General features: G+C 68.1%; 19 protein-coding genes. 16 read left to right on the top strand and 3 right to left on the bottom strand.

Annotation, left to right across the window (positions count from 1 at the left end; genetic code table 11):
* From ACM14_RS25545 to ACM14_RS25525, 5 genes are all read left to right on the top strand, one after another.
* Positions 1 to 2,160: indolepyruvate ferredoxin oxidoreductase family protein (locus ACM14_RS25545; RefSeq protein ID WP_139093497.1), on the top strand; the 2,160-nt coding region annotated here is incomplete at its 5' end.
* Between the two features lie 331 nt (positions 2,161 to 2,491).
* A complete protein-coding gene (gene yajC / locus ACM14_RS25540; protein ID WP_012202771.1) occupies positions 2,492 to 2,827 on the top strand; it encodes a preprotein translocase subunit YajC in 336 nt (111 codons plus the stop codon).
* A 91-nt stretch (positions 2,828 to 2,918) separates the two neighbouring features.
* Complete coding sequence (gene secD, locus ACM14_RS25535) at positions 2,919 to 4,841, top strand: protein translocase subunit SecD (protein WP_043825337.1); 1,923 nt, start codon at positions 2,919 to 2,921, stop codon at positions 4,839 to 4,841.
* Between the two features lie 13 nt (positions 4,842 to 4,854).
* Positions 4,855 to 5,805: a protein translocase subunit SecF gene (gene secF, locus ACM14_RS25530; protein ID WP_012202769.1), complete on the top strand. Its 951-nt coding sequence runs from the start codon at positions 4,855 to 4,857 to the stop codon at positions 5,803 to 5,805.
* A gap of 39 nt (positions 5,806 to 5,844) precedes the next feature.
* Positions 5,845 to 8,238: a DUF1631 family protein gene (locus tag ACM14_RS25525; RefSeq protein ID WP_065347712.1), complete on the top strand. Its 2,394-nt coding sequence runs from the start codon at positions 5,845 to 5,847 to the stop codon at positions 8,236 to 8,238.
* A 129-nt stretch (positions 8,239 to 8,367) separates the two neighbouring features.
* On the opposite strand, the gene dprA is transcribed toward ACM14_RS25525, so the two are convergent.
* Both dprA and ACM14_RS25515 read right to left on the bottom strand, forming a co-directional pair.
* Complete coding sequence (dprA, locus tag ACM14_RS25520; RefSeq protein WP_065347711.1) at positions 8,368 to 9,585, bottom strand: DNA-processing protein DprA; 1,218 nt, start codon at positions 9,583 to 9,585, stop codon at positions 8,368 to 8,370.
* Between the two features lie 25 nt (positions 9,586 to 9,610).
* Positions 9,611 to 10,816, bottom strand: a complete 1,206-nt coding sequence (locus tag ACM14_RS25515) for a LysM peptidoglycan-binding domain-containing protein (protein WP_012202766.1) — start codon at positions 10,814 to 10,816, stop codon at positions 9,611 to 9,613.
* Between the two features lie 199 nt (positions 10,817 to 11,015).
* On the opposite strand from ACM14_RS25515, the gene def reads away from it, so the two are divergent.
* From def to ACM14_RS25475, 8 genes are all read left to right on the top strand, one after another.
* Positions 11,016 to 11,528, top strand: coding sequence for a peptide deformylase (gene def / locus ACM14_RS25510; protein WP_012202765.1), 513 nt, complete (start codon positions 11,016 to 11,018; stop codon positions 11,526 to 11,528).
* Positions 11,525 to 12,064, top strand: a complete 540-nt coding sequence (locus ACM14_RS25505; protein WP_063327534.1) for a hypothetical protein — start codon at positions 11,525 to 11,527, stop codon at positions 12,062 to 12,064. Before def ends, ACM14_RS25505 begins: the two co-directional genes overlap by 4 nt.
* A 35-nt stretch (positions 12,065 to 12,099) precedes the next feature.
* Entirely contained in the window at positions 12,100 to 13,083 is a 984-nt protein-coding gene (gene fmt, locus ACM14_RS25500) for a methionyl-tRNA formyltransferase (protein ID WP_065347710.1), read from the top strand.
* Entirely contained in the window at positions 13,080 to 13,943 is an 864-nt protein-coding gene (locus ACM14_RS25495; RefSeq protein WP_012202762.1) for an AzlC family ABC transporter permease, read from the top strand. The genes fmt and ACM14_RS25495 overlap by 4 nt, the downstream gene beginning before the upstream one ends.
* Positions 13,943 to 14,278, top strand: coding sequence for an AzlD domain-containing protein (locus tag ACM14_RS25490; protein WP_012202761.1), 336 nt, complete (start codon positions 13,943 to 13,945; stop codon positions 14,276 to 14,278). Before ACM14_RS25495 ends, ACM14_RS25490 begins: the two co-directional genes overlap by 1 nt.
* Positions 14,279 to 14,470: 192 nt before the next feature.
* Positions 14,471 to 15,664, top strand: a complete 1,194-nt coding sequence (locus ACM14_RS25485; RefSeq protein ID WP_043783159.1) for a phosphoglycerate kinase — start codon at positions 14,471 to 14,473, stop codon at positions 15,662 to 15,664.
* Between the two features lie 119 nt (positions 15,665 to 15,783).
* The gene (locus ACM14_RS25480) at positions 15,784 to 16,323 is read left to right on the top strand and encodes a hypothetical protein (RefSeq protein ID WP_012202759.1); all 540 of its coding nucleotides are present in this window, start codon (positions 15,784 to 15,786) and stop codon (positions 16,321 to 16,323) included.
* Entirely contained in the window at positions 16,320 to 16,919 is a 600-nt protein-coding gene (locus ACM14_RS25475; RefSeq protein ID WP_043825323.1) for a FlgO family outer membrane protein, read from the top strand. The genes ACM14_RS25480 and ACM14_RS25475 overlap by 4 nt, the downstream gene beginning before the upstream one ends.
* A 74-nt stretch (positions 16,920 to 16,993) precedes the next feature.
* Here the strand turns inward: ACM14_RS25475 and ACM14_RS25470 are convergent, their stop codons facing one another.
* The gene (locus ACM14_RS25470) at positions 16,994 to 17,875 is read right to left on the bottom strand and encodes a DMT family transporter (RefSeq protein ID WP_034389732.1); all 882 of its coding nucleotides are present in this window, start codon (positions 17,873 to 17,875) and stop codon (positions 16,994 to 16,996) included.
* Positions 17,876 to 17,963: 88 nt separating this feature from the next.
* Between ACM14_RS25470 and pyrF the strand changes: the two genes are divergently transcribed.
* The 3 genes from pyrF to ACM14_RS25455 all read left to right on the top strand — a co-directional run bounded on the left by pyrF (position 17,964) and on the right by ACM14_RS25455 (position 20,856).
* The gene (pyrF, locus tag ACM14_RS25465; RefSeq protein ID WP_012202756.1) at positions 17,964 to 18,791 is read left to right on the top strand and encodes an orotidine-5'-phosphate decarboxylase; all 828 of its coding nucleotides are present in this window, start codon (positions 17,964 to 17,966) and stop codon (positions 18,789 to 18,791) included.
* Positions 18,792 to 18,811: 20 nt separating this feature from the next.
* Positions 18,812 to 19,717, top strand: a complete 906-nt coding sequence (locus tag ACM14_RS25460; RefSeq protein WP_012202755.1) for a LysR family transcriptional regulator — start codon at positions 18,812 to 18,814, stop codon at positions 19,715 to 19,717.
* Between the two features lie 155 nt (positions 19,718 to 19,872).
* Positions 19,873 to 20,856, top strand: a complete 984-nt coding sequence (locus ACM14_RS25455) for a tripartite tricarboxylate transporter substrate binding protein (RefSeq protein WP_043825320.1) — start codon at positions 19,873 to 19,875, stop codon at positions 20,854 to 20,856.
* Positions 20,857 to 21,003 lie beyond the last annotated feature (147 nt).

The following is a 21,003-nucleotide window of genomic DNA, read 5'->3' as shown; positions in this document are numbered from 1 at the left end:
AGCCGCGCCGTGGCCGGCATCGGCTGCCACTACATGACGGTGTGGATGGACCGCTCCACCAGCACCTTCACGCAGATGGGTGGCGAGGGCGTGACCTGGGTGGGCCAGGCGCCCTTCACCAAGGACGCCCATGTCTTCGCCAACCTGGGCGACGGCACCTACTTCCACAGCGGCCTGCTGGCGATACGCCAGAGCATCGCGGCCGGCGTGAACATCACCTACAAGCTGCTGTACAACGACGCCGTCGCCATGACGGGTGGCCAGCGCGTGGGCGAGCGGCCCGAGGGCCACTCGGTGCTGCAGATCATGAACAGCCTCAAGTCCGAAGGCGTGGCCAAACTGGTCATCGTCACCGACGAGCCTGCCAAGTACGACGGCGTGCCGCTGGCCGAGGGCGTGACCGTGCACCACCGCGACGAGCTGGACCGCATCCAGCGCGAGTTCCGCACCCTCAAGGGCTGCACGGCCATCATCTACGACCAGACCTGCGCCACCGAAAAGCGCCGCCGCCGCAAACGCGGCACGCTGGCCACGCCCGACAAGACCGTGGTCATCAACGAGCTGGTCTGCGAAGGCTGCGGCGACTGCTCGGTGCAGTCCAACTGCCTGTCGGTCGAGCCGGTGGAGACCGAGTTCGGCCGCAAGCGCCGCATCAACCAGAACACCTGCAACAAGGACTACTCCTGCGTGAAGGGCTTTTGCCCCAGCTTCGTCACCATCGAAGGCGGCCAGCTCAAAAAGCCCAAGAAGGAGAAGAAGGGCGACCTGTCCATGCTGCCCGCCATCCCGGAGCCCGTGCTGCCCGTGGCCGAGCAGGCCTGGGGCATCGTCGTGGCCGGCGTCGGCGGCACGGGCGTGATCACCATCGGCTCGCTGCTGGGCATGGCCGCCCACCTGGAGGGCAAGGGCGTGATCACCCAGGATGCGGCCGGCCTGGCGCAAAAGGGCGGCTCCACCTGGAGCCACATCCAGATCGCCAACCGTCCCGAGGCCATCTACACCACCAAGGTGGACATGGCCAAGGCCGACCTGGTGATCGGCTGCGACCCCATCGTCACGGCCACGCCGACCACCATGTCCGTGATGCAGCCGGGCCGCACCTTCGTGGCGCTCAACAGCCACGGCTCGCCCACGGCAGCCTTCGTCACCAACCCTGACTGGCAGGCGCCGGACGACCGCTGCGCCAGCGCCCTGGCCCAGGCCGTGGGGCCCGAGCTGCTGGGCAGCTTCGACGCCGAGCAGGTGGCCGTGCAGCTGCTGGGCGACAGCATCTACACCAACCCGCTGATCCTGGGCTACGCCTGGCAAAAGGGCCGCGTGCCGCTGTCGCATGCGGCGCTGATGCGCGCCATCGAACTCAACGGCGTGCAGGCCGACAACAACAAGGCCGCCTTCGAGTGGGGCCGCCGCTGCGCCCATGACCTGGCTGCCGTGCGCGCCCTGTTCCAGACGGCCCAGGTGATCCAGTTCGTCAAGAAGCCTTCGCTGACCGAGATGGTGGCCAAGCGCGTGGACTTCCTCACGGGCTACCAGAACGCCGCCTATGCGGCCGAGTACCAGGCCTTCGTGGACAAGGTCCATGCCGCCGAGCGCGGCGTGGCGGGCTCGGGCACGCGCCTGTCGGAGGCCGTGGCCCGATATCTGTTCAAACTCATGGCCTACAAGGATGAGTACGAGGTCGCGCGCCTGCACACCGATGCGGCCTTCAGCCAGCGCATCGCCGGCATGTTCGAGGGCGACTACCGCGTGGTCCACCACCTGGCGCCGCCATCGTCGGCCGGCAAGGACGAGCACGGCCATCTGGTCAAGAAGTCCTACGGTCCCTGGATGCGCAAGGCCATGGAAGTGCTGGCGAAGATGAAGGGCCTGCGCGGCACGGCGCTGGACCCCTTCGGCCGCACGCAGGAGCGCCGCACCGAGCGCGCCCTGATCCAGGAATACCGCCAGTGCATCGAAGGCCTGCTGACCGAACTCACGCCCGAGCGCCTGGCGCTGGCCGTGGAGATCGCCAGCATTCCCGAGGACATCCGCGGCTACGGCCATGTCAAGGAGCGCAACCTGGCAGCGGCCCGCATCAAGTGGAAGGCGCTGATGGCACGCTGGAGCGCACCGTCACGGGGTGCGGGCAGCACGGGCAAGCCCGCCGTCGGCGTCGCCTGAAACCACACGGACCGCCCCGCTCCAGGGGCCTCCTGTAAGATCGCTGCCGCCGCCCGCACCGCAAGGTGTGGGCGGCGCGGCTCCGTCAGGGTCCGTTCCATGGACCGTCAAGCCGGGCGCAAAAATCACGAAAAACCGCGCTCCACCCCTTTAAAAACGGCAGATGGCAGCCAGTTGCAGCCATCGTCGCCGAAAAACCCGCAGCCGCCAGATCCTGGCAGCCCATGTGGGTCAGGGCTGACGCATACAATGCTCCGTTCTCCTGCGCGGGCCCGTGCATACGGCGTGCGCAGCGACCCTTTTTCGACCTTCCAATCCTGGAGTCTTGCCCGTGTTTATTTCTTCCGCTTTTGCCCAGACCGCACCCGCAGCAGCAGCCTCCGGTGGCGACTTCATGTCGCAGCTGTACGGCATGGCACCGCTGGCACTGATGTTCGTGGTGCTGTACTTCGTGATGATCCGCCCCCAGATGAAGCGCCAGAAGGAGCACCGCTCCATGATCGAGGCGCTGGCCAAGGGCGACGAAGTGGCAACGTCCGGCGGCATCATCGGCCGCGTGACACGCATGTCCGAGCAATTCCTGCACATCGAGATCGCCTCGGGTGTGGAAGTCCAGATCCAGCGCAGCGCCGTCGTACAGGTGCTGCCCAAGGACACGCTGAAGTAAGCGCTGTCCCTGTCTTGCGGGTGTGCGGACCGCGCAGGCGGCAGCACACCCTTTTGTGCGTTGCTGTCTACAAAGAGCGAAGAGCGCGATCATGAACCGATATCCGGTCTGGAAGTACGCGATCATCGTGATCGCGCTGCTGGTGGGGGTGCTCTACACCCTGCCCAATTTTTTCGGTGAGGCGCCTGCCGTGCAGGTCTCCTCGGCCAAGGCCACCATCAAGGTGGACAACGCGGTGCTGCACAGGGTCGAGGAGGCCTTGAAGGCTGCCGATGTCAAGCCCGATGTGCTGACCATCGAGGGCACCTCGGTGCGGGCGCGCTTCAACACGCCCGACGAACAGCTCAAGGCCAAGGACGTGATCCAGAAGGCCCTGATCCCCGATGCCAACGACCCGGCCTACATCGTGGCGCTGAACCTGGTGTCGCGCTCGCCGCAATGGCTCACGGCCGTCGGCGCCAAGCCCATGTACCTGGGCCTGGACCTGCGCGGTGGCGTGCACTTCATGCTGCAGGTGGACATGGCTGCGGCCCTGACCAAGAAGGCCGACTCCTTTGCCGGCGACCTGCGCACCTCGCTGCGCGACAAGAACATCCGCCACGGCGGCGTCTCGCGCAACGGCAACACCGTCGAGATCCGCGTGCGCGACGAGGCCATGCTCACGGCCGCCCGCAATCTGGTCACCGACCAGTTCCCCGATCTGGCGGCCACCTCCGAGCCTGATGGCGCCGGCTTCAAGCTGCTGGCCTCCATCAAGCCCGAAGCCCTGCGTAAGGTGCAGGAACAGGCGCTCAAGCAAAACATCGTCACCCTGCACAACCGTATCAACGAGCTGGGCGTGGCCGAGCCCGTGATCCAGCAGCAGGGTCTGGACCGCATCATCGTCCAGCTGCCCGGCGTGCAGGACACGGCCAAGGCCAAGGACATCCTGGGCCGCACGGCCACGCTGGAAGTGCGCCTGGTCGACGAATCCTCCGAGGCGCGCGGCGCCGAGCTGGGCTCGGGTCCCGTGCCCTTCGGCTCCGAGCGCTACCTGGACCGCAACGCCCAGGCCGTGATCGTGCAAAAGCAGGTCGTGCTGACCGGCGAGAACCTCACCGACGCACAGCCCGGCTTCGACAGCCAGACCCAGGAACCCACGGTCAACCTGGTGCTCGATGCCAAGGGCGCGCGCATCTTCAAGGACATCACGCGTGAGAACGTGGGCAAGCGCATGGCCATCATCCTGTTCGAAAAGGGCAAGGGCGAGGTCGTGACGGCTCCCGTGATCCGCACCGAGATCGGTGGCGGACGCGTGCAGATCTCGGGCCGCATGACCACGGCGGAAGCCAACGACACGGCCCTGCTGCTGCGTGCCGGCTCGCTGGCCGCGCCCATGGAGATCATCGAGGAATACACCATCGGCCCCAGCCTGGGCGCCGACAACATCAACCGCGGCATCCACTCCGTGGTCTGGGGCCTGGTGGCCATCGCGGCCTTCATGTGCGTGTACTACATGCTGTTCGGCGTGATCTCCACGGTGGCCCTGTCGGTCAACGTGCTTCTGCTGCTGGCCATCCTGTCCATGCTGCAGGCCACGCTGACCCTGCCCGGCATCGCCGCCATGGCGCTGGCGCTGGGCGTGGCCATCGACTCCAACGTGCTGATCAACGAGCGCATTCGCGAGGAACTGCGCGGCGGCGTCTCGCCGCAGGCCGCCATCCATGCGGGCTACGAGAACGCATGGCACACCATCCTGGACTCGAACGTGACCACGCTGATCGCGGGCCTGGCGCTGCTGGCCTTCGGCTCCGGCCCGGTGCGCGGCTTCGCCGTGGTGCACTGCATCGGCATCCTGACCAGCATGTTCTCGGCCGTGTTCTTCTCGCGCGGTCTGGTCAACCTCTGGTACGGCCGCCGCAAGAAGCTCAAGAGCATCTCCATCGGCCAGGTCTGGAAGCCGGAAGACACCAGCCAGCTGCGCTCCGTAGCTGCCAAGGGTTCCAGCGTCGCCGATTCCGGCGCCAACAACTGAAAGGGGGAAGACCATGGAGTTCTTCCGCATCCGCAAAGACATCCCCTTCATGAAGTACGCGTTGGTCCTCAACGCGATCTCCTTCATCACCTTCGCGCTGGCCGTGTTCTTCCTGCTCACGCGCGGCCTGCACCTGTCCGTGGAGTTCACGGGCGGCACCGTGATGGAGGTGGCCTATACCCAGACCGCCGACATCGCCAAGGTGCGCGATACCGTCTCCAAGCTGGGCTACAGCGACGTCACGGTGCAGAACTTCGGCACATCGCGCGACGTGATGATCCGCCTGCCCGTGCAAAAGGACGTGTCCTCCGCGCAGCAAAGCGAGCAGGTGCTCACGGCGCTCAAGAAGGAAGACGCCGAAGTCACGCTGCGCCGCACCGAGTTCGTGGGCCCTCAGGTGGGTGACGAGCTCATGCACAACGGCCTGATGGCCCTGGGCTTCGTGGTGCTGGGCATCGTGATCTACCTGGCCATGCGCTTCGAATGGAAGTTCGGCGTGGCCGCCGTGATCGCCAACCTGCACGACGTGGTCATCATCCTGGGCTTCTTCGCGTTCTTCCAGTGGGAGTTCTCGCTGTCCGTGCTGGCCGGCGTGCTGGCCGTGCTGGGCTACTCGGTCAACGAGTCGGTCGTGATCTTCGACCGTATCCGCGAAGCCTTCCGCAAGTTCCGCAAGCTCAGCACCACCGAGGTGATCGACCACGCCATCACCAGCACGATGAGCCGCACCATCATCACCCACGCCTCCACCGAGGCCATGGTGCTGTCCATGTTCTTCTTCGGCGGTCCCAGCCTGCACTACTTCGCGCTGGCGCTGACCATCGGCATCCTGTTCGGCATCTATTCCTCGGTCTTCGTGGCCGCCGCCATCGCCATGTGGCTGGGCGTCAAGCGCGAGGATCTGATCAAGGCGCCCAAGGCTTCCACGGACCCCAACGATCCCAACGCCGGCGCCACTGTGTAAGCGAATGTTCTAGCTCCAGACCGGCTTACACTCGCGGGCATGCCCTCCCTGCCCACCCCTTCCAACGCGCCTGCTGGCACCCAGTCCTCACTGGGCCAGCAGGCGCGTTTGCATTGGGTGCGTGGACTGTGCAAGGGCCTGCCCGGCGTGGCCCAGCAGCTGCTGGCCCAGATGGAACAACAGGCCCAGGCCGTGGGCACCGCACGTGAAATGCAGGAGCGTCGCGAGGCCTGGTCCAGCTACCGCCAGCACCAGGCGGCCTGGCTGAATGCCTGCATGCAGGCGCTGCAGGGCGCACTGCAGCCGGGCAGGGCCACACCGGCCTCCGTGCCACAGCGCGGGGCGCTGCAGTTCGAACTGCTCAGCGACGATGTGGTGGAGAACAAGATCCTGGCCTCCCGCATGGCGCTGGCCATGGGGGAAACCACGGCACCCGTCTTCGATACGCTGCGCCTGCGCATGCAGGCCATCGAAAACCAGGAACTGCCATCCGACGACATTCTGCGCAGCGAGTCCGTGTGCCGCCATCTGGTCGAGCAATGGCTCGCCAGCGGCCTGCAGCGCGGCGATCTGCAGCGCGTGAACGATCTGCTGCAGACAGCCCTGGCACCGCTGCTGGTGGCCGGATACCAGGCGGCCCACCAGCTGCTGGACGGCCAGGGCGTCACCCGTTCGCAGGACGTGGCCATGCGGGTGCGGCGCACCGAGGGCGGCCACTCCACGCGCGCCATGGGCCTGGGCCCGGCCACGGCGCCTGTCTCGACCTCGCAGCCTTCCTCGGCCTATGCGCCCACGCAGATGGGTGGCGTGCCGGGCGCTGCCGCCTCCTATCCGCCCAACGGAGCACTGCCCCAGGGCCAGATGCCCGTGGGCCTGACAACACTTTCGCGCGCACGCCACCGCGCCCATGAAGTCGTGGGCCAATTGCGCCGCCTGCTCATGCAGCCGGGCGTGGGCGTGCCGGGCCTGGTGCCCGGCGTGGGCGGCGTGGGCGGTGGCCTGCAGCAGGCCCCCGCATCGGCCGCGCTGACCCAGGCCCTGCTGGAGCAGCGCGTCGTGGCCCAGACGCAGTACCAGCAGATGCTGGCCCGGGGACTGACCACGCTGCAAATCGATGCCAGCCCGGCCGCCATCGGCCAATTGGTGGGCCAGGTGCGCGAGCGCTCGGCCGAGCTCAAGCGCAAGGCCACCACCTCGGGTGAAAAGGCCACCATCGAGATCGTGGCCCTGATGTTCCAGGCCATCCTGACCGAGGACCGCATCCCGCCTTCGGTGCGCGTCTGGTTTGCCCGGCTGCAGGTGCCCGTGCTGCGCGTGGCGCTGGCCGAGCCGGAATTCTTCAGCAATCTGCGCCACCCGGCCCGGCTGCTGATCGACCGCCTGGGTTCGTGCGTGATGGGGTTCGACGCCTCCAGCATCAGCGGCAGCGCGCTGGAGTCGGAGATCCGGCGCATCGTCCAGGTCATCGAGCAGTACCCGGAGACCGGCCAGAAGGTCTTCGTGCTGGTGCTGCGCGAGTTCGAGGACTTCCTGGCACGCTACCTGACCCAGTCGCAGGACAAGGCCAAGATCGTCAGCGTGGCCCAGCAGGTGGAGCAAAAGGAAACCCTGGCCATCCAGTACACGATCGAGCTGCGCCACCTGCTCACCGACATGCCGGTGCGCGAAGAGATCCGCGAGTTCCTGTTCAAGACCTGGACCGAGGTGCTGGCCCTGGCCGCCGTGCGCCACGGCGCCAAGGACGCGCGCACCATGCGCTTCAAGCAGGCCGCCAGCGAACTGGTCTGGGCCGCCAGCGCCAAGCCCACGCGCCAGGAACGCTCGCGCGTGATCCAGACGCTGCCGACGCTGCTGCAGACGCTGCGCGAAGGGCTGGCCCTGATCGGCGTCACGGGCGAGGGGCAGTCCGCACGCATCAAGCTGGTCACCGACACGCTGGCCGAAGCCTTCGTCTCCAAGACGGCGGCCATCGCACCGGCCCGCATCGAGGCCATGGCCCAGCGGCTGTCCCATCTGGAGCAGTACATCAGCGAAGACGGCATGCTCGACGAGGACATGCCGCTGTCGCCCGAGAACATCGAGATGATCCTGGGCGTGGACACGGCCGGGCTCAACGTCATCCCGAGCACCAACACCCCCGTGGACACGGTGATGCTGGAGTGGGCCACCTCGCTGGAGCCGGGCCGCTGGTTCACGCTGGACCACAACGGCGCGCGCATCCAGGTGCAATACACCTGGCGCAGCCGCCGCAAGCAGCTGCACCTGTTCGCCGCGCTCGATGGTACCTGCCACCTGCTGCAGCTGCGGCGCATGGCCTCCTACCTGCAGTCCGGCCTGCTGTCCGTGCATGACGAAGAGGCGCTCACGGTGCGCGCGACGCGCGATGCGCTGGAGAAGATTCAGGCGAACCCTGAAAGGCTAAGCTCCCCCTGAGGCGCTACGCGCCTTCCCCCTCTCTACCCGCTTCGCGGGGGAGGGGGACGATGCCATCGGCTAGGCGCCCCCACCGCGAGGCGGCTCTTGCTCGGCATCTCCCGCTTGGGGACGCGCCAGTTTTTGAGATCAGGCGTGGGCCAGGCGCTGGAACAGGCCGCCGGGCAGGCGCTCCACGCGGCCGTCCAGTTCCAGCTCCAGCAGGTGGGCCTGCAGGGCTGCGGCATCCATGCCTGTGCGGTCCATGAGCTCGTCCAGCGACAGCGGGTCGTGGGCCAGGGCGCGCAGGGTGGCGTCGTTCTCATGGTCCTGGGCGGACTGGACAGCTGCCGCTGCCGCCGCTGTTGCCGGTACGGGCTTGGCAAGCGGCAGGCGCACGGCCGTGCCCTGCAGCTCATCGAGCACGTCCTGCGCCGTTTCCACGAGCTTGGCGCCCTGGCGCAGCAGCGCATGGCAGCCGCGCGACTGGGGCGCGTGGATGGAGCCGGGGATGGCAAAGACCTCGCGGCCCTGTTCGCTGGCCAGCCTGGCCGTGATCAGCGAGCCCGATTGCAGGGCCGCCTCGACCACCAGCGTGCCCTGCGACAGGCCCGCAATGATGCGGTTGCGCTGCGGAAAGTGCGCGGCCATGGGGCCGGTGCCCAGCGGATACTCGCTGACGATCAGCCCATGGCTGGCCACTTCGCGGGCCAGGCCGATGTGGCGCCGTGGATAGACCTGGTCCAGGCCCGTGCCCACGACGGCAATGGTGACGGGCGCTGCCTGGGCGCCCGTGCGCAGCACCGCGCGCAGTGCGCCCTCATGGGCAGCGCCATCCACGCCCTGCGCCAGTCCGGAGACGATGCACAGGCCGGCCTCGGCCAGCGCCTGCGCCATGGCGCGCGCATTGGCCGCGCCCTGGACCGTCGGCCCGCGGCTGCCGACCATGGCCAGGGACTGTGGATAGGGGAACCAGGGACCAGAACCTGTCATGCAGCCCTCGCTGCCCTGCACATGCAGCAGCAGCGGCGGATCTTCGGTCTGCAGCAGCGCCTGCGGATACTGGGGATGGCCCAGCGCAAGCACGGCATGCGACTGCCCGGAAGCGGGCTGGTCCAGCCATTGCGCCGTGGCCGCCACAAGCTGCTCCAGGCGCTGGGGCACGGTCTGCAGCGAATGGGCCTGTGCCGCCGTCACCAGGCCGTGCCAGACGGCTGGAGGGCCGCTCCAGATGTTCTGCGCGCCACCGCAGGCCGCCAGCAGGCGCCGCGCCGTGGTGCGGCCCACGCCGGGCGTCAGCAGCAGCCGAAGCCAGGCGGACAGCTCCTCGGGAGCGAGCCGGTCGGTGGACTGCAAGGCGGCCGCCATGGCGTTGCCGGCAGGCCGCTGGGGCTCAGGGAGCCGGCGAGGTCAGGCTGTCGCCCACCTCGACGCCGCGCCGCGCCTCCAGGATCAGCGCGTAGGAGACGCGGTCGAAGGTACGGAACACCATGGCGTAACCATTGCGTTCGTCGGGCAGCTGCACTTCTTCCTTCTTGTCGCCCGTCTTGTCCACGATGCGCACGCCACGGCGGATCAACTCCAGCACCGTGCCCACGTCCATGCCGTCCTGCGTGCCCTTGTTGATGGCAATGACCTGGTTGTTGGCCGCCCAGCGCACGGCTTGGTCGCCGTAAAGGGACACCACATGGGCCTTCACGGCAGCCTGCGGCGCATGCGGCGCATAGTTCATGTAGGTTCGTTCCGGTGCGGGCAGCAGGCGGTCGCCAGCACGCATCTCGGTCTTGGCGCGCGAGAGGTCCACCGTGGCGGGAGAGGCCTGCTCGTGCTTTTCGCCCTTGCTGTCCACGATCTCCAGCGAGGTCTCGCCCTCGATGAGATCGGCCAGGCCCAGGTACTTGGCCTCGTAGCCCAGCACCTCACCGGAGATGGGATCCTTGAGCGCCACCGCATCGCGGAAGACACGGTACTGGCGCGGCAGGCCGTCGCCCTTGCGCAGCGGCGCCTCGGCCGTGCCGCGTGCATAGGCGCGGTCACCGCTGGCCATGAGCACGCGCTCGTCCGTGGTGGCGATGAGGCGGGGTGCGCGCAGCAGCGTTTCGGCATCCACCACCAGCGGCTCGGCCAGGAAGGGCTCGATCAGATGGGGCTGCAGCGTGGGCAGGGCCGCCTGGGCCAGCGACTCGCTGCGCGTGCTCGGAGACACGCGCACCACACCGGGCTCGCCGCCGTCGCCCATGGGACGCGCCGTGCTCAGGCGGGCATAGCCATCACGCTTGTCCAGGTACAGCACCTGGCCCGGATAGATGAGGTGGGGATTGGCGATGGCCTGCATGTTCATGCCCCACAGCTCGGGCCAGCGCCAGGGACGGCGCAGGTACATGCCGGAGATGCCCCACAGCGTGTCGCCGCGCTTGACGGTGTAGCTGTCGGGCGCATCGGGCGCCAGCTCGCCCACGGGAACGCCCTGCTGGGCCACCTGCTGGGCGGCCGAGCGCTGCGATGCCGTCACCGGAAGCTGCTGCGCGTGGGCCGCTGCGAACGCAGCGATCAGGGCCGTTGCGACAGTCCAGGTACGAGCTGTGGCGAATGCAGTCATGGAATTCCTCTTCTTGTGGCTGACGCAGCGTCCCTCCTAGGCACTGCGGCACGACCGATCTTGTCATGAACGGCCATACAGGTCTTACAAATCAGCAAAGATTCTGCGTGCAAGGCCATGAGAGGGCAACGCTTATTGCGTCGTCCCGCTGCGCCCAGGCAGAAAAGTGGCGAAAATAACGACATTCACCGACCACGCCATGTCCATTCTGCCCATTCTTTGCTATCCCGACCCCCGCCTGCACACCGTCGCCAAGCCGGTTGCCAAGGTCGATGACCGCATTCGCCAGCTGGTCCAGGATATGTACGCCACCATGTACGACGCCCAGGGCGTGGGCCTGGCAGCCACCCAGGTGAACGTGCACGAGCGCGTGGTCGTGGTCGATGTCTCCGAAGGCCGTGACGAGCCCTTTGCGCTGATCAACCCGGAGCTGCTCTGGGCCAGCGAGGAAACGCAACTGGGCGAAGAAGGCTGCCTGTCGGTGCCCGGCATCTACGACGGCGTCGAGCGCTCCACCGCCATCAAGGTCAAGGCGCTGGACGAGAACGGCAACGAACGCATCATCGAGGCCGAAGGCTTCAAGGCCATCTGCATCCAGCACGAGATGGACCACCTGATGGGCAAGGTCTTCGTCGAGTACCTGTCGCCGCTCAAGCGCAACCGCATCAAGACCAAGCTGCTCAAGCAGCAGAAACAGGCAGAACGCGCATGACCCACCTGCCAGCGCTTCGCTTCATGCCGCGCTGGAAGATGGACGGCGCGGGCCTCGTTGCCTGGGCGCTGCTTGCCCTGGCCTTGTCCCTGCTGCTTGCCGGCTGCGCCGTGCCCGAGTGGCAAAAGCCCGGCACGCCGCGCTCCGAGATCGAGCGCTCCATGGGCCGCCCGACCCTGAGCCTGCCGCTGGACGGTGGCGGCACGCGCCTGGTCTACAGCCGGCAGCCTGCGGGCCAGCAGGTCTACCACATGGATTTCGACGCCAGCCAGCGCTTGGTGCGCGTGGAGCAGGCGCTCACCATCGAACGCTTCCACGCCCTGCGCAATGGCGAGGACACCCGCGAAAGCGTGCGCCAGCTCTTCGGCCCGCCTGCGCTGATCGAGAGGGTCTACAGTTTCAACGGCGACATCTGGACCTACCGTATTCTGGAAAATGGCATTCGCCGCCAGGCCCATGTGCATATCGACCCCGCCGGCGTGGTGCGCCGCGTGATGTTCACCGACGAAGTGTTCAACGACGACGACCGTCGCTGAGCCGGCACACCGTCCCACTGTCCCTACTGGATTGCATGAGAGTCATTTTTGCCGGCACGCCCGAGTTCGCGCGCGTTGCCCTTGAACGCCTGCTCGCCGCGGGCTTTACCGTCCCCCTGGTGCTGACCCAGCCCGACCGTCCCGCCGGGCGCGGCATGAAGCTGCAGGCCTCTCCCGTCAAGCAGTGCGCTCTGGAGCATGGCATTGCCGTGGCCCAGCCGCGCAGCCTGCGCCTGGACGGCAAATACCCCGAAGAGGCCGCCGCCGCCCGCGCCGCCATCGAAGCGGCCCAGGCCGATGTCATGGTCGTGGCCGCCTACGGGCTGATCCTGCCGCAGTGGGTGCTCGATACGCCCCCGCGCGGCTGCCTGAACATCCACGCCAGCCTGCTGCCGCGCTGGCGCGGCGCCGCGCCCATCCACCGCGCCATCGAGGCCGGCGATGCCGAGACCGGCGTCACCATCATGCAGATGGACGCGGGCCTGGACACGGGCGACATGTGCCTGATCGAGCGCCTGCCCATCACCGCCGACGACACCACGGCCAGCCTGCACGACAAGCTGGCCGACCTGGGCGGGCGCCTCATCGTCGAGGCGCTGGAGATGAGCGCCTGCGGCGGCCTGCCGCGCACGCCCCAGCCCGCCGAGGGCGTGAACTACGCGCACAAGATCGAAAAGGCCGAAAGCCAGATCGACTGGCACCAGGATGCCGAGGCCATTGCCCGGCGCCTGCGCGCCTTCAACCCCTTCCCGGGCGGCGCCACGCAGTACGGCGATGAAGCCATCAAGGTCTGGGAGGCTCACGCCGACCCCGCCATCGCCGTGGCGACGGCAGCCCCGGGCACCGTGCTGTCCGCAGGCGCCGACGGCGTGCGCGTGGCCTGCGGCCATGGCGTGCTGTGCATGACGCTGCTGCAGCGCGCGGGCGGCAAGCGGCTGGCGGCGGGCGATTTCCTGCGCGGCTTCGATCTGCCTGAAGGAGCCGTTCTGGACGGTGCTGCCAGCGGCGGCACGCCATGAACCTGCAGCCCCTGGTGGAGCGCGCACGCGGCATTGCGCGCGATCCCGCCTTCATGACCGGCGTGCGCGACATGTCGGGCACGGCGCTGGGCATAGGCGCCTGGGGCCTGGTCACGGGCGTGGCCATGATCAAGAGCGGCATGTCCCTGCCCCTGGCGCTGTTCATGGGCCTGCTGGTCTATGCCGGCAGTGCCCAGCTGGCCGTGCTGCCGCTGATGGCCGTGGGCGCGCCCATGTGGGTGGTCTGGTTCACGGCCATCTGCGTGAACCTGCGCTTCGTCATCCTCAGCAGCATGTGGCGCAGCTACTTTGCCCACCTGCGCCTGCGCCACCGCCTGGCCATCGCCTATTTCAGCGGCGACGTGATCTTCGTGGGCTTCATGAAGCGCTACCCCGATGCCCGGCCCCAGCCCGAGCAGCTGCCCTATTTCTGGGGTGCCGCCTCGACCAACTGGCTGGCCTGGCAGATACCGTCCACGCTGGGCATCCTGCTGGCCGACCAGGTACCCCTGTCCTGGGGCCTGGGCTTTGCGGGCGTGCTGGCCCTGATGGGCGTGCTGCTGTCCATGCTCAACGACCGTGCCACGTGGGTGGCAGGCGTGGTTGCGGCCAGCGCGGCCGTGGCGGCCTTTGCGCTGCCGCTCAAGCTCAATATCCTCGTGGCCATCGCGGCAGCCGTGGCCGCAGGCCTGCTGGCGGAAACGCTGCAGCAGCGCCTGCGCGCCCTGCAGGCGCCTGAAAAAGGGGAGCCAGGCCCGGTGATTCTCCCGCCCGATACAGCCCGCGGCGAGCGCCATGCCCGGCTGCCGCTGGACGAAGACGCCCGGCCCGTGCAAACCAAGGAAAAGGAAACGCTCTGATGGATCTGTCCTGGCTGTGGCCCTGGCTGGCCTGCGTGGGCCTGGCGGCCATCACGCTGTTCACACGCGCCTTCTTCCTGATTCCCGAGCGCGAGGTGCCCTTGCCGCAATGGCTCAAGCGCGGCCTCAAGTACGCGCCACTGGCGGCCCTGGCGGCCGTGATTGCGCCCGAGATCGTGATGACCAACGGCCGGTTGATCTCCACCGTGGTCGATGCGCGCCTGCCGGCCCTGGCTTGCGCGGTCATGTATTTTTTTTACAAGCGCAGCATCATGGGAACGATCGCGCTCGGCATGGCGGTCTATCTGCCACTGCATATCGGCCTGGGCTGGTAAGCGCGGCGCGGCCCAGAGCGGTCGAGAGCGCCCGGCTCCCCGGCTGAAACCGGATTACAGGCGCTCCCGATGCCCCGGATCGCCGGTGCGCACGCCCGCTGCCGGGGCGGGCACGCCGCCTACAATGGCCGCGCTTTACCTCTTTTTCGTTTCAATTCCATGGCGATCGCCACCGATCGCAACGCCGCCGTCATGAACATTCTCCGTTTCTCCGATCTGTGCGCCCAGGGCAAGGCCCAGGGCCAGCGCGTCTTCATCCGCGCCGACCTCAACGTGCCCCTGAACGATGCCGGCGAGATCACCGAGGACACGCGCGTGCGCGCCTCCGTGCCCGCCATCGAGATGGCACTGAAGGCCGGCGCCGCCGTGATGGTGACCAGCCACCTGGGCCGCCCCACCGAAGGCGAGTTCAAGCCCGCCGATTCGCTGGCACCCGTGGCCCGCCGCCTGGGCGAGCTGCTGGGCCGCGAAGTGCCGCTGGTCGCCGACTGGGTGGACGGCGTGCAGGTGGCGCCCGGCCAGGTCGTGCTGCTGGAGAACTGCCGCGTGAACGTGGGCGAGAAGAAGAACAAGGAAGAACTGGCCCGCAAGCTGGCCGCGCTGTGCGACATCTTCGTGCACGACGCCTTCGGCACTGCCCACCGTGCCGAGGGAACCACCTACGGCATCGCCCAGTTCGCGCCCATTGCCTGCGCGGGCCCCCTGCTGTCGGCCGAGATCGACGCCATCACCAAGGCCCTGGCCAACCCGCGCCGCCCGCTGGCCGCCATCGTGGCCGGCTCCAAGGTGTCGACCAAGCTGACCATCCTGCAGTCGCTGGCCAAGAACGTGGACCAGCTCATCGTGGGCGGCGGCATTGCCAACACCTTCATGCTGGCGGCGGGCCTGAACATCGGCAAGAGCCTGGCCGAGGCCGACCTGGTCGGCGAGGCCCGCGCCGTGATCGACGCCATGGCCGCACGCGGCGCCGAGGTGCCGATTCCCACCGACGTGGTGGTCTCCAAGACCTTTGCGGCCGACGCGCCCGCCACCGTCAAGAAGGCCACCGAAGTGGCTGACGACGACATGATCCTGGACATCGGCCCCGAGACCGCCGCCCGCCTGGCCGAGCAACTGCGCAAGGCCGGCACCATCGTCTGGAACGGCCCCATGGGCGTGTTCGAGTTCGACCAGTTCGCCAACGGCACCAAGGTCGTGGCCCAGGCGATTGCCGAGTCCGACGCCTTCAGCATCGCCGGTGGCGGCGACACCCTGGCCGCCATCGCCAAGTACGGCATCGAGGACAAGGTCGGCTACATCTCCACGGGCGGCGGCGCCTTCCTGGAGGTGCTGGAAGGCAAGACCCTGCCTGCCTTCGAGATCCTGCAAAAGCGCGCCAACGGCTGAGCACGGCAACATCCGGATACGGGGCACTTTCTTGTCAGTGCCTCGCGGCGAAGCCACAATCGACACTTTGCGCAGCTGCAGCAATCCGCCGCAGCGCGCCCCGCACCGAGGAGAAATCCATGCGATCGTTCAAATCCGCTGGCGGCCTGGCCCTGGCGGGCCTCTGCCTGGCCCTGGCGGGCTGCGTCAATGCACCGATGACCAGCTACTTCGAAGCCACGGCCCAGCCCAAGATCGGCGCTGCCGGCCACTGGGACTCCGTGGCCAACGATGTCGTCGCCAAGACGCTGGAAACACTGCAAAAGACCGGCATCGAGCGCACCACGCCGGTCCACGTGGCCCTGCCGGCCGAGCCCAGCCAGTTCGACAAAGGCTTTCGTGAGCTGATCATCACCAAGCTCGTGCAAAGCGGCGTGACCGTCATGCAGCAGCCGGCCCAGGCCCAGCTGCAGGTGAGCTATGGCGCCCAGGTCGTGCGCCACGGCAAGCGCCTGCCCAACCCCGAACTCGTGCTGACGACGACGGTGGTGCGCAACAACCAGTACCTGGCGCGCAAGACCGACGTCTACTACCTCGAAAAGAGCGACGCCGTGCTGTTCACGGCCGAGGACGAGCGCCCCGAATTCCCCGCCAAGAACCTGAAGGTGGTGGGCCAATGACGCTGCGCACGCCTTTCCTGCCGGCCGCGCTGGCTGCGGCGGCCCTGCTGTCCGCCTGCGCCGTGCCCGCTCCCGCGACCACGCCCGAATCGTCGGCCGCGCGCCGCGGCGAGCCCACCTACCAGTCGGCCGCAGCCAACCCCTTCATCGCCAGCAGCCGCGCTGCCGTGGACGAGCTGGTCAAGGGCCTGAACACCGAGGAACTGGGCGAGGCGCCCGTGCTCGTGGCCACCGTGGTCAACGTCAACGACCTGACGCGCTCGGCCCCGCTGGGCCGCACGCTCAGCGAGCTGTACGCCTCCCAGCTGTCCGCCAAGGGCTACAACGTCAAGGAGCTGAAGCTGCGCGGCGATGTGTACGTCAAGGAAGGCACGGGCGAGCTGCTGCTGTCGCGCGAGATCAAGGACATCGCCCGCAACCACAATGCGGCCCTGGTCCTGGTGGGCACGTACTCGGCGGCTGCCAAGTACACCTATGTGAGCCTGAAGCTGGTTCGCACCGACGACAGCCGCATCGTACGCAGCCACGACTACGCGCTGCCCAACAACATCGACATCCAGCGCCTGCTGGGCGCCCCGGCCACGGCGCAACGCTGAGGCCCTGCAGCCTGACTGCGCCCGTGTGCGCAGTCAGGCTGCGTCTTCTTCTCCCGACCTTCCCCTGCTTGCCCTCAGCGGCCGCGCGCCGGCCACAGTACCGATGCGATGGCCACCACCATCAGCGCCACGGCCGTCCAGTCCTGCCAGTGCAGCACCTCGCCCAGCCACCAGGCGCCGCTGAACACGCCCAGCACGGGGATCATCATCACGCTCAGCGTGGAGGCCACGGGCGGCAGGCTGCGCGCCAGGAAGAACCAGACCGTCTGGCCAAAGCCCAGCACCAGCACGCCGTTGAAGACGATGGCGCCCGTGGCCTGGGCGTCGGGCCAGTGCCACAGGTGGCGCTCGAAGACGAAGGCCAGCACCGTGAGCGTCAGCGCGGTCAGCGCCACCATCCACAGCGTCATCGTCAGCAGGGGCACGGGCACCTCGGCGCGGCGCAGCTTCTGCGTGCCGAAGGCCCAGCTCAGCGCGGCGGCCAGCATCAGGCCCACGCCGATGGGGCGGCTGCCCAGGGCGCCGACCTCGTGCCACAGCAGCAGGAGCACGCCCGCCAAGGCCGCCGCCACACCCGCCCAGGCACGCGGCGCCAGCCGGTCATGGAAGAACAGGCTGCCCAGCACGGCCGAGAAGATGGGCATGGTGTAGCCCAGGATGGCCGCCCGCCCGCTGGAGAGCATGGGGATGGCAATGATGATCAGGCTGTTCCACAGCACCATGTTGAACAGCGTCAGCTGCGCCAGCCGGGGCCAATAGGCACGCGGCACGGCCAGCGGCAGGCGGCGCCAGACCACGAAGGCCGCCAGGATGGGCAGCCCCACCCACATTGAGGCCATGCGGAAACTCAGCGGCGGGAAATGCTGCACGCCCAGCTTCATCACCGGCCAGTTGATGCCCCAGATCAGGGTCAGCGCGATCAGCAAAAGGATTTGTCGGGCGGTGAAGGCAGGCATAGGCCGCCGATTGTGCCCGCGGGCCGCCAGGCCCGCTGGATGCCCGGCGACAGGCCCCGGGAAGGGCCGATCGCTAAAATCGCGCCCCATGACCTTTCTCGACATGCTGCGCAATGCCACCGCCCAGAACCAATCCATGCTGTGCGTGGGCCTGGACCCCGAACCCAGCCGCTTTCCTGCGGCCATGCGCGGCGATGCAAGCAAAATCTACGACTTCTGCGCCGCCATCGTCGACGCCACGGCCGACCTGGTGAACTCCTTCAAGCCCCAGATCGCCTACTTCGCGGCCCACCGCGCCGAAGACCAGCTGGAAAAGCTCATGGCCCACATGCGCGCCGTCGCCCCCCATGTGCCCATCATCCTGGACGCCAAGCGCGGCGACATCGGCTCCACGGCCGAGCAATACGCCAAGGAAGCCTTCGAGCGCTACGGCGCCGACGCCGTGACCCTGTCGCCCTTCATGGGCTTCGACTCTATCACGCCCTACCTGCAGTACGAGGGCAAGGGCGCCTTCCTGCTGTGCCGCACCTCCAACCCCGGCGGTGACGACCTGCAGGCGCAGCGCCTGGCCGACCTGCCGGGCCAGCCCCACCTGTTCGAGCATGTGGCGCGCCTGGCGCAAGGCCCCTGGAACACCAACGGCCAGCTCGGCCTGGTGGTGGGCGCCACGCGCCCGCAGGAAATCGAGCGCGTGCGTGAATTCGCGCCCTCGCTGCCGCTGCTGATTCCCGGCGTGGGCGCCCAGGGGGGCGATGCCGTGGCCACGGTCAAGGCGGCGCGCATCGGCGGCGGCCCCATCATCATCAATTCCTCGCGTGCGGTGCTCTATGCATCGCAGGGCGACGACTTCGCTGCCGCCGCGCGCACCGCCGCCCAGGCCACGCGCCAGACGCTGCAAGACGCAGCCGCCGCCTGAGACGGCAGGGAAGCCCGGCCATGCAAGGCAAATGGCTGGAAGACTTCCTGCTGCTGGCCCAGGAGCGCAGCTTCACGCGCGCGGCCGAGCTGCGCCATGTCACCCATCCGGCCTTCGGGCGGCGCATCCGCGCGCTGGAGGCCTGGGCCGGCACGCCCCTGGTCGAGCCCGGCGGCGGCCCCGTGCGGCTGACGCCGGCCGGCGAAGCCTTCCGCGATACGGCCGAGCAACTGGTGCGCACGCTGGCCCAGTCGCACGATGAACTGCAGGCCGTGGCCGGGCGCCAGGCCCGCGTCATCACCCTGGCCACAGGACGCACACTGGCGCGCACCATCGTGGCCGACTGGCTGACGCGCCACGGCAGCGTGCTGCAGACGGCCGAGCTGCGCGTGGTCACGCGCACGCTGGACGAGACCGTGGCCATGCTGCAGCGCGGCGAAGTCAGCTTCACGCTGGTCTACCACCACGCCGCCATTGGCGTGCGCCTGGACGGTCGCCAGTTCAGCTACCTGACGGTGATGCAGGACAGGCTGGTGCCCGTGGCCCGCGCCGATGCCCAGGGCCGCCCGCTGTACGAGCTGTCGGCCAGCCACCAGCCCGTCGCTCCCGTGCCCTACCTGGCCTTCTCGCACAGCATGGCCCTGGGCCGCCTGGTGGAAGACCACCTGGCCCGGCATCCGCTGGCGCCGCGCCTGCGCCGCTGCGTGGACTGCGACTCGGCCGACGCCCACTACGAATACGTGCTGCGCGGCCTGGGCCTGGCCTGGATGCCGTGGTCCATGGTGCGCGGCGACTGCCAGGCCGGCCGCCTGGCCGTGGCCGGCGACCCGGGCCTGGAAGTGCACTTCGACGTGCGCCTGTACCGTCCCAAGCGCCACCTGGGTCCTGCTGCCGAGCAGTTCTGGAGCGACATCACGGGCGCCTGACGGGTGCATGCATGCGCCCTCCTGGTGCAAACCCGCACCGCGCTGTGGAACAAGCGGGTTTTGGTGCTGCAATGGCTCCGCCTCGTGCCGAATCAGCACCAAATGCCTGGGTAGTCCTTCGCACAATCAATCTCATACATTTCAGGAATAACCCCATGCCCAGCAACTCCCTCCTGCGCCGCACCGCCCTGGCCTGCGGCCTGCTGATCGCCGCCACCGGCAGCGCCTTGGCCGACGACGCCGCCAGCTACCCCAACCGTGCCATCACCATGATCGTGGGCTACCCCGCCGGCGGCAGCACCGACCTGGTGGGCCGCTTCGTGGCCGATGGCCTGGCCTCGCGCCTGGGCCAGCCCGTGGTGGTGGAGAACCTGGGCGGCGCAGGCGGCGCCATCGGCGCGCAAAAGGCCGTCAAGGCCACGCCCGACGGCTACACGCTGTTCGTGGGCGCCAACAACGAGCTGGCCATCGCACGGCTGATCAACAAGAGCATCAAGTACTCCATCGGCGACTTCACGCCCATCGGCATGATCGGCTCCCAGCCCATGGTGCTGGTGGCCTCGCAGAAGGCCGGCGTCAAGACAGCCGCCGAGTTCAGCGCCCTGGTGGCCAAGAACCCGGGCAAGTTCAGCTACGGCAGCTCGGGCGTGGGCACGGCACTGCACCTGGCCGGTGAAATGATCAAGGAGCAGGGCAAGCTGCACATGACCCACATCCCCTACCGGGGCGTGGCGCCCCTGACCACGGACCTGGTGGGCAACAACATCGAGTTCGGCATGTTCGTGCTGTCCTCGGGCCTGCCCCAGATCCGCGCGGGCAAGGTCATCGCCCTGGGCACGACGGAGGCCAAGCGCTCGGCCATCACGCCCGACATCCCGGCCCTGTCCGAGCTGCCCCAGTACAAGAACGTGGACATCAACGTCTGGTTCGCGCTGATGGCGCCCAAGGGCCTGCCCGCACCCGTGGCCGCCAAGGTCAAGAAGGCGCTGGACGAGACCATGGCCTCGCCCGAGTTCCGCAAGAAGATGGAAGAGGCAGGCTCGGTGGTGGCCGATCCCAAGACGGATGCCGGCAAGTACATCAACGCCGAGATCGCCAAGTACACAAAAATCGTCCAATTCGCCCATATTGAGAACTAAATAACCCCCTGAGTCGCTCCGCGCCTTCCCCCTTGAAGGGGGACGACAGCCTCGCTGCGGGGCGGCCCTTGCTCGCTGTCCCTCGCCTGGGTCACGCCAGTTCCAAAGGCAGTGCGCATTGCATCAGGGTTGTAGACCACGGAGTGA

Source organism: Delftia sp. JD2 (genome assembly GCF_001682645.1).
Taxonomy (GTDB): Bacteria; Pseudomonadota; Gammaproteobacteria; order Burkholderiales; family Burkholderiaceae_C; genus Comamonas; species Comamonas acidovorans.
The sequence above is the reverse complement of the archived record's forward strand: the minus strand, read 5'-3'. Positions and strand labels throughout refer to the sequence as shown.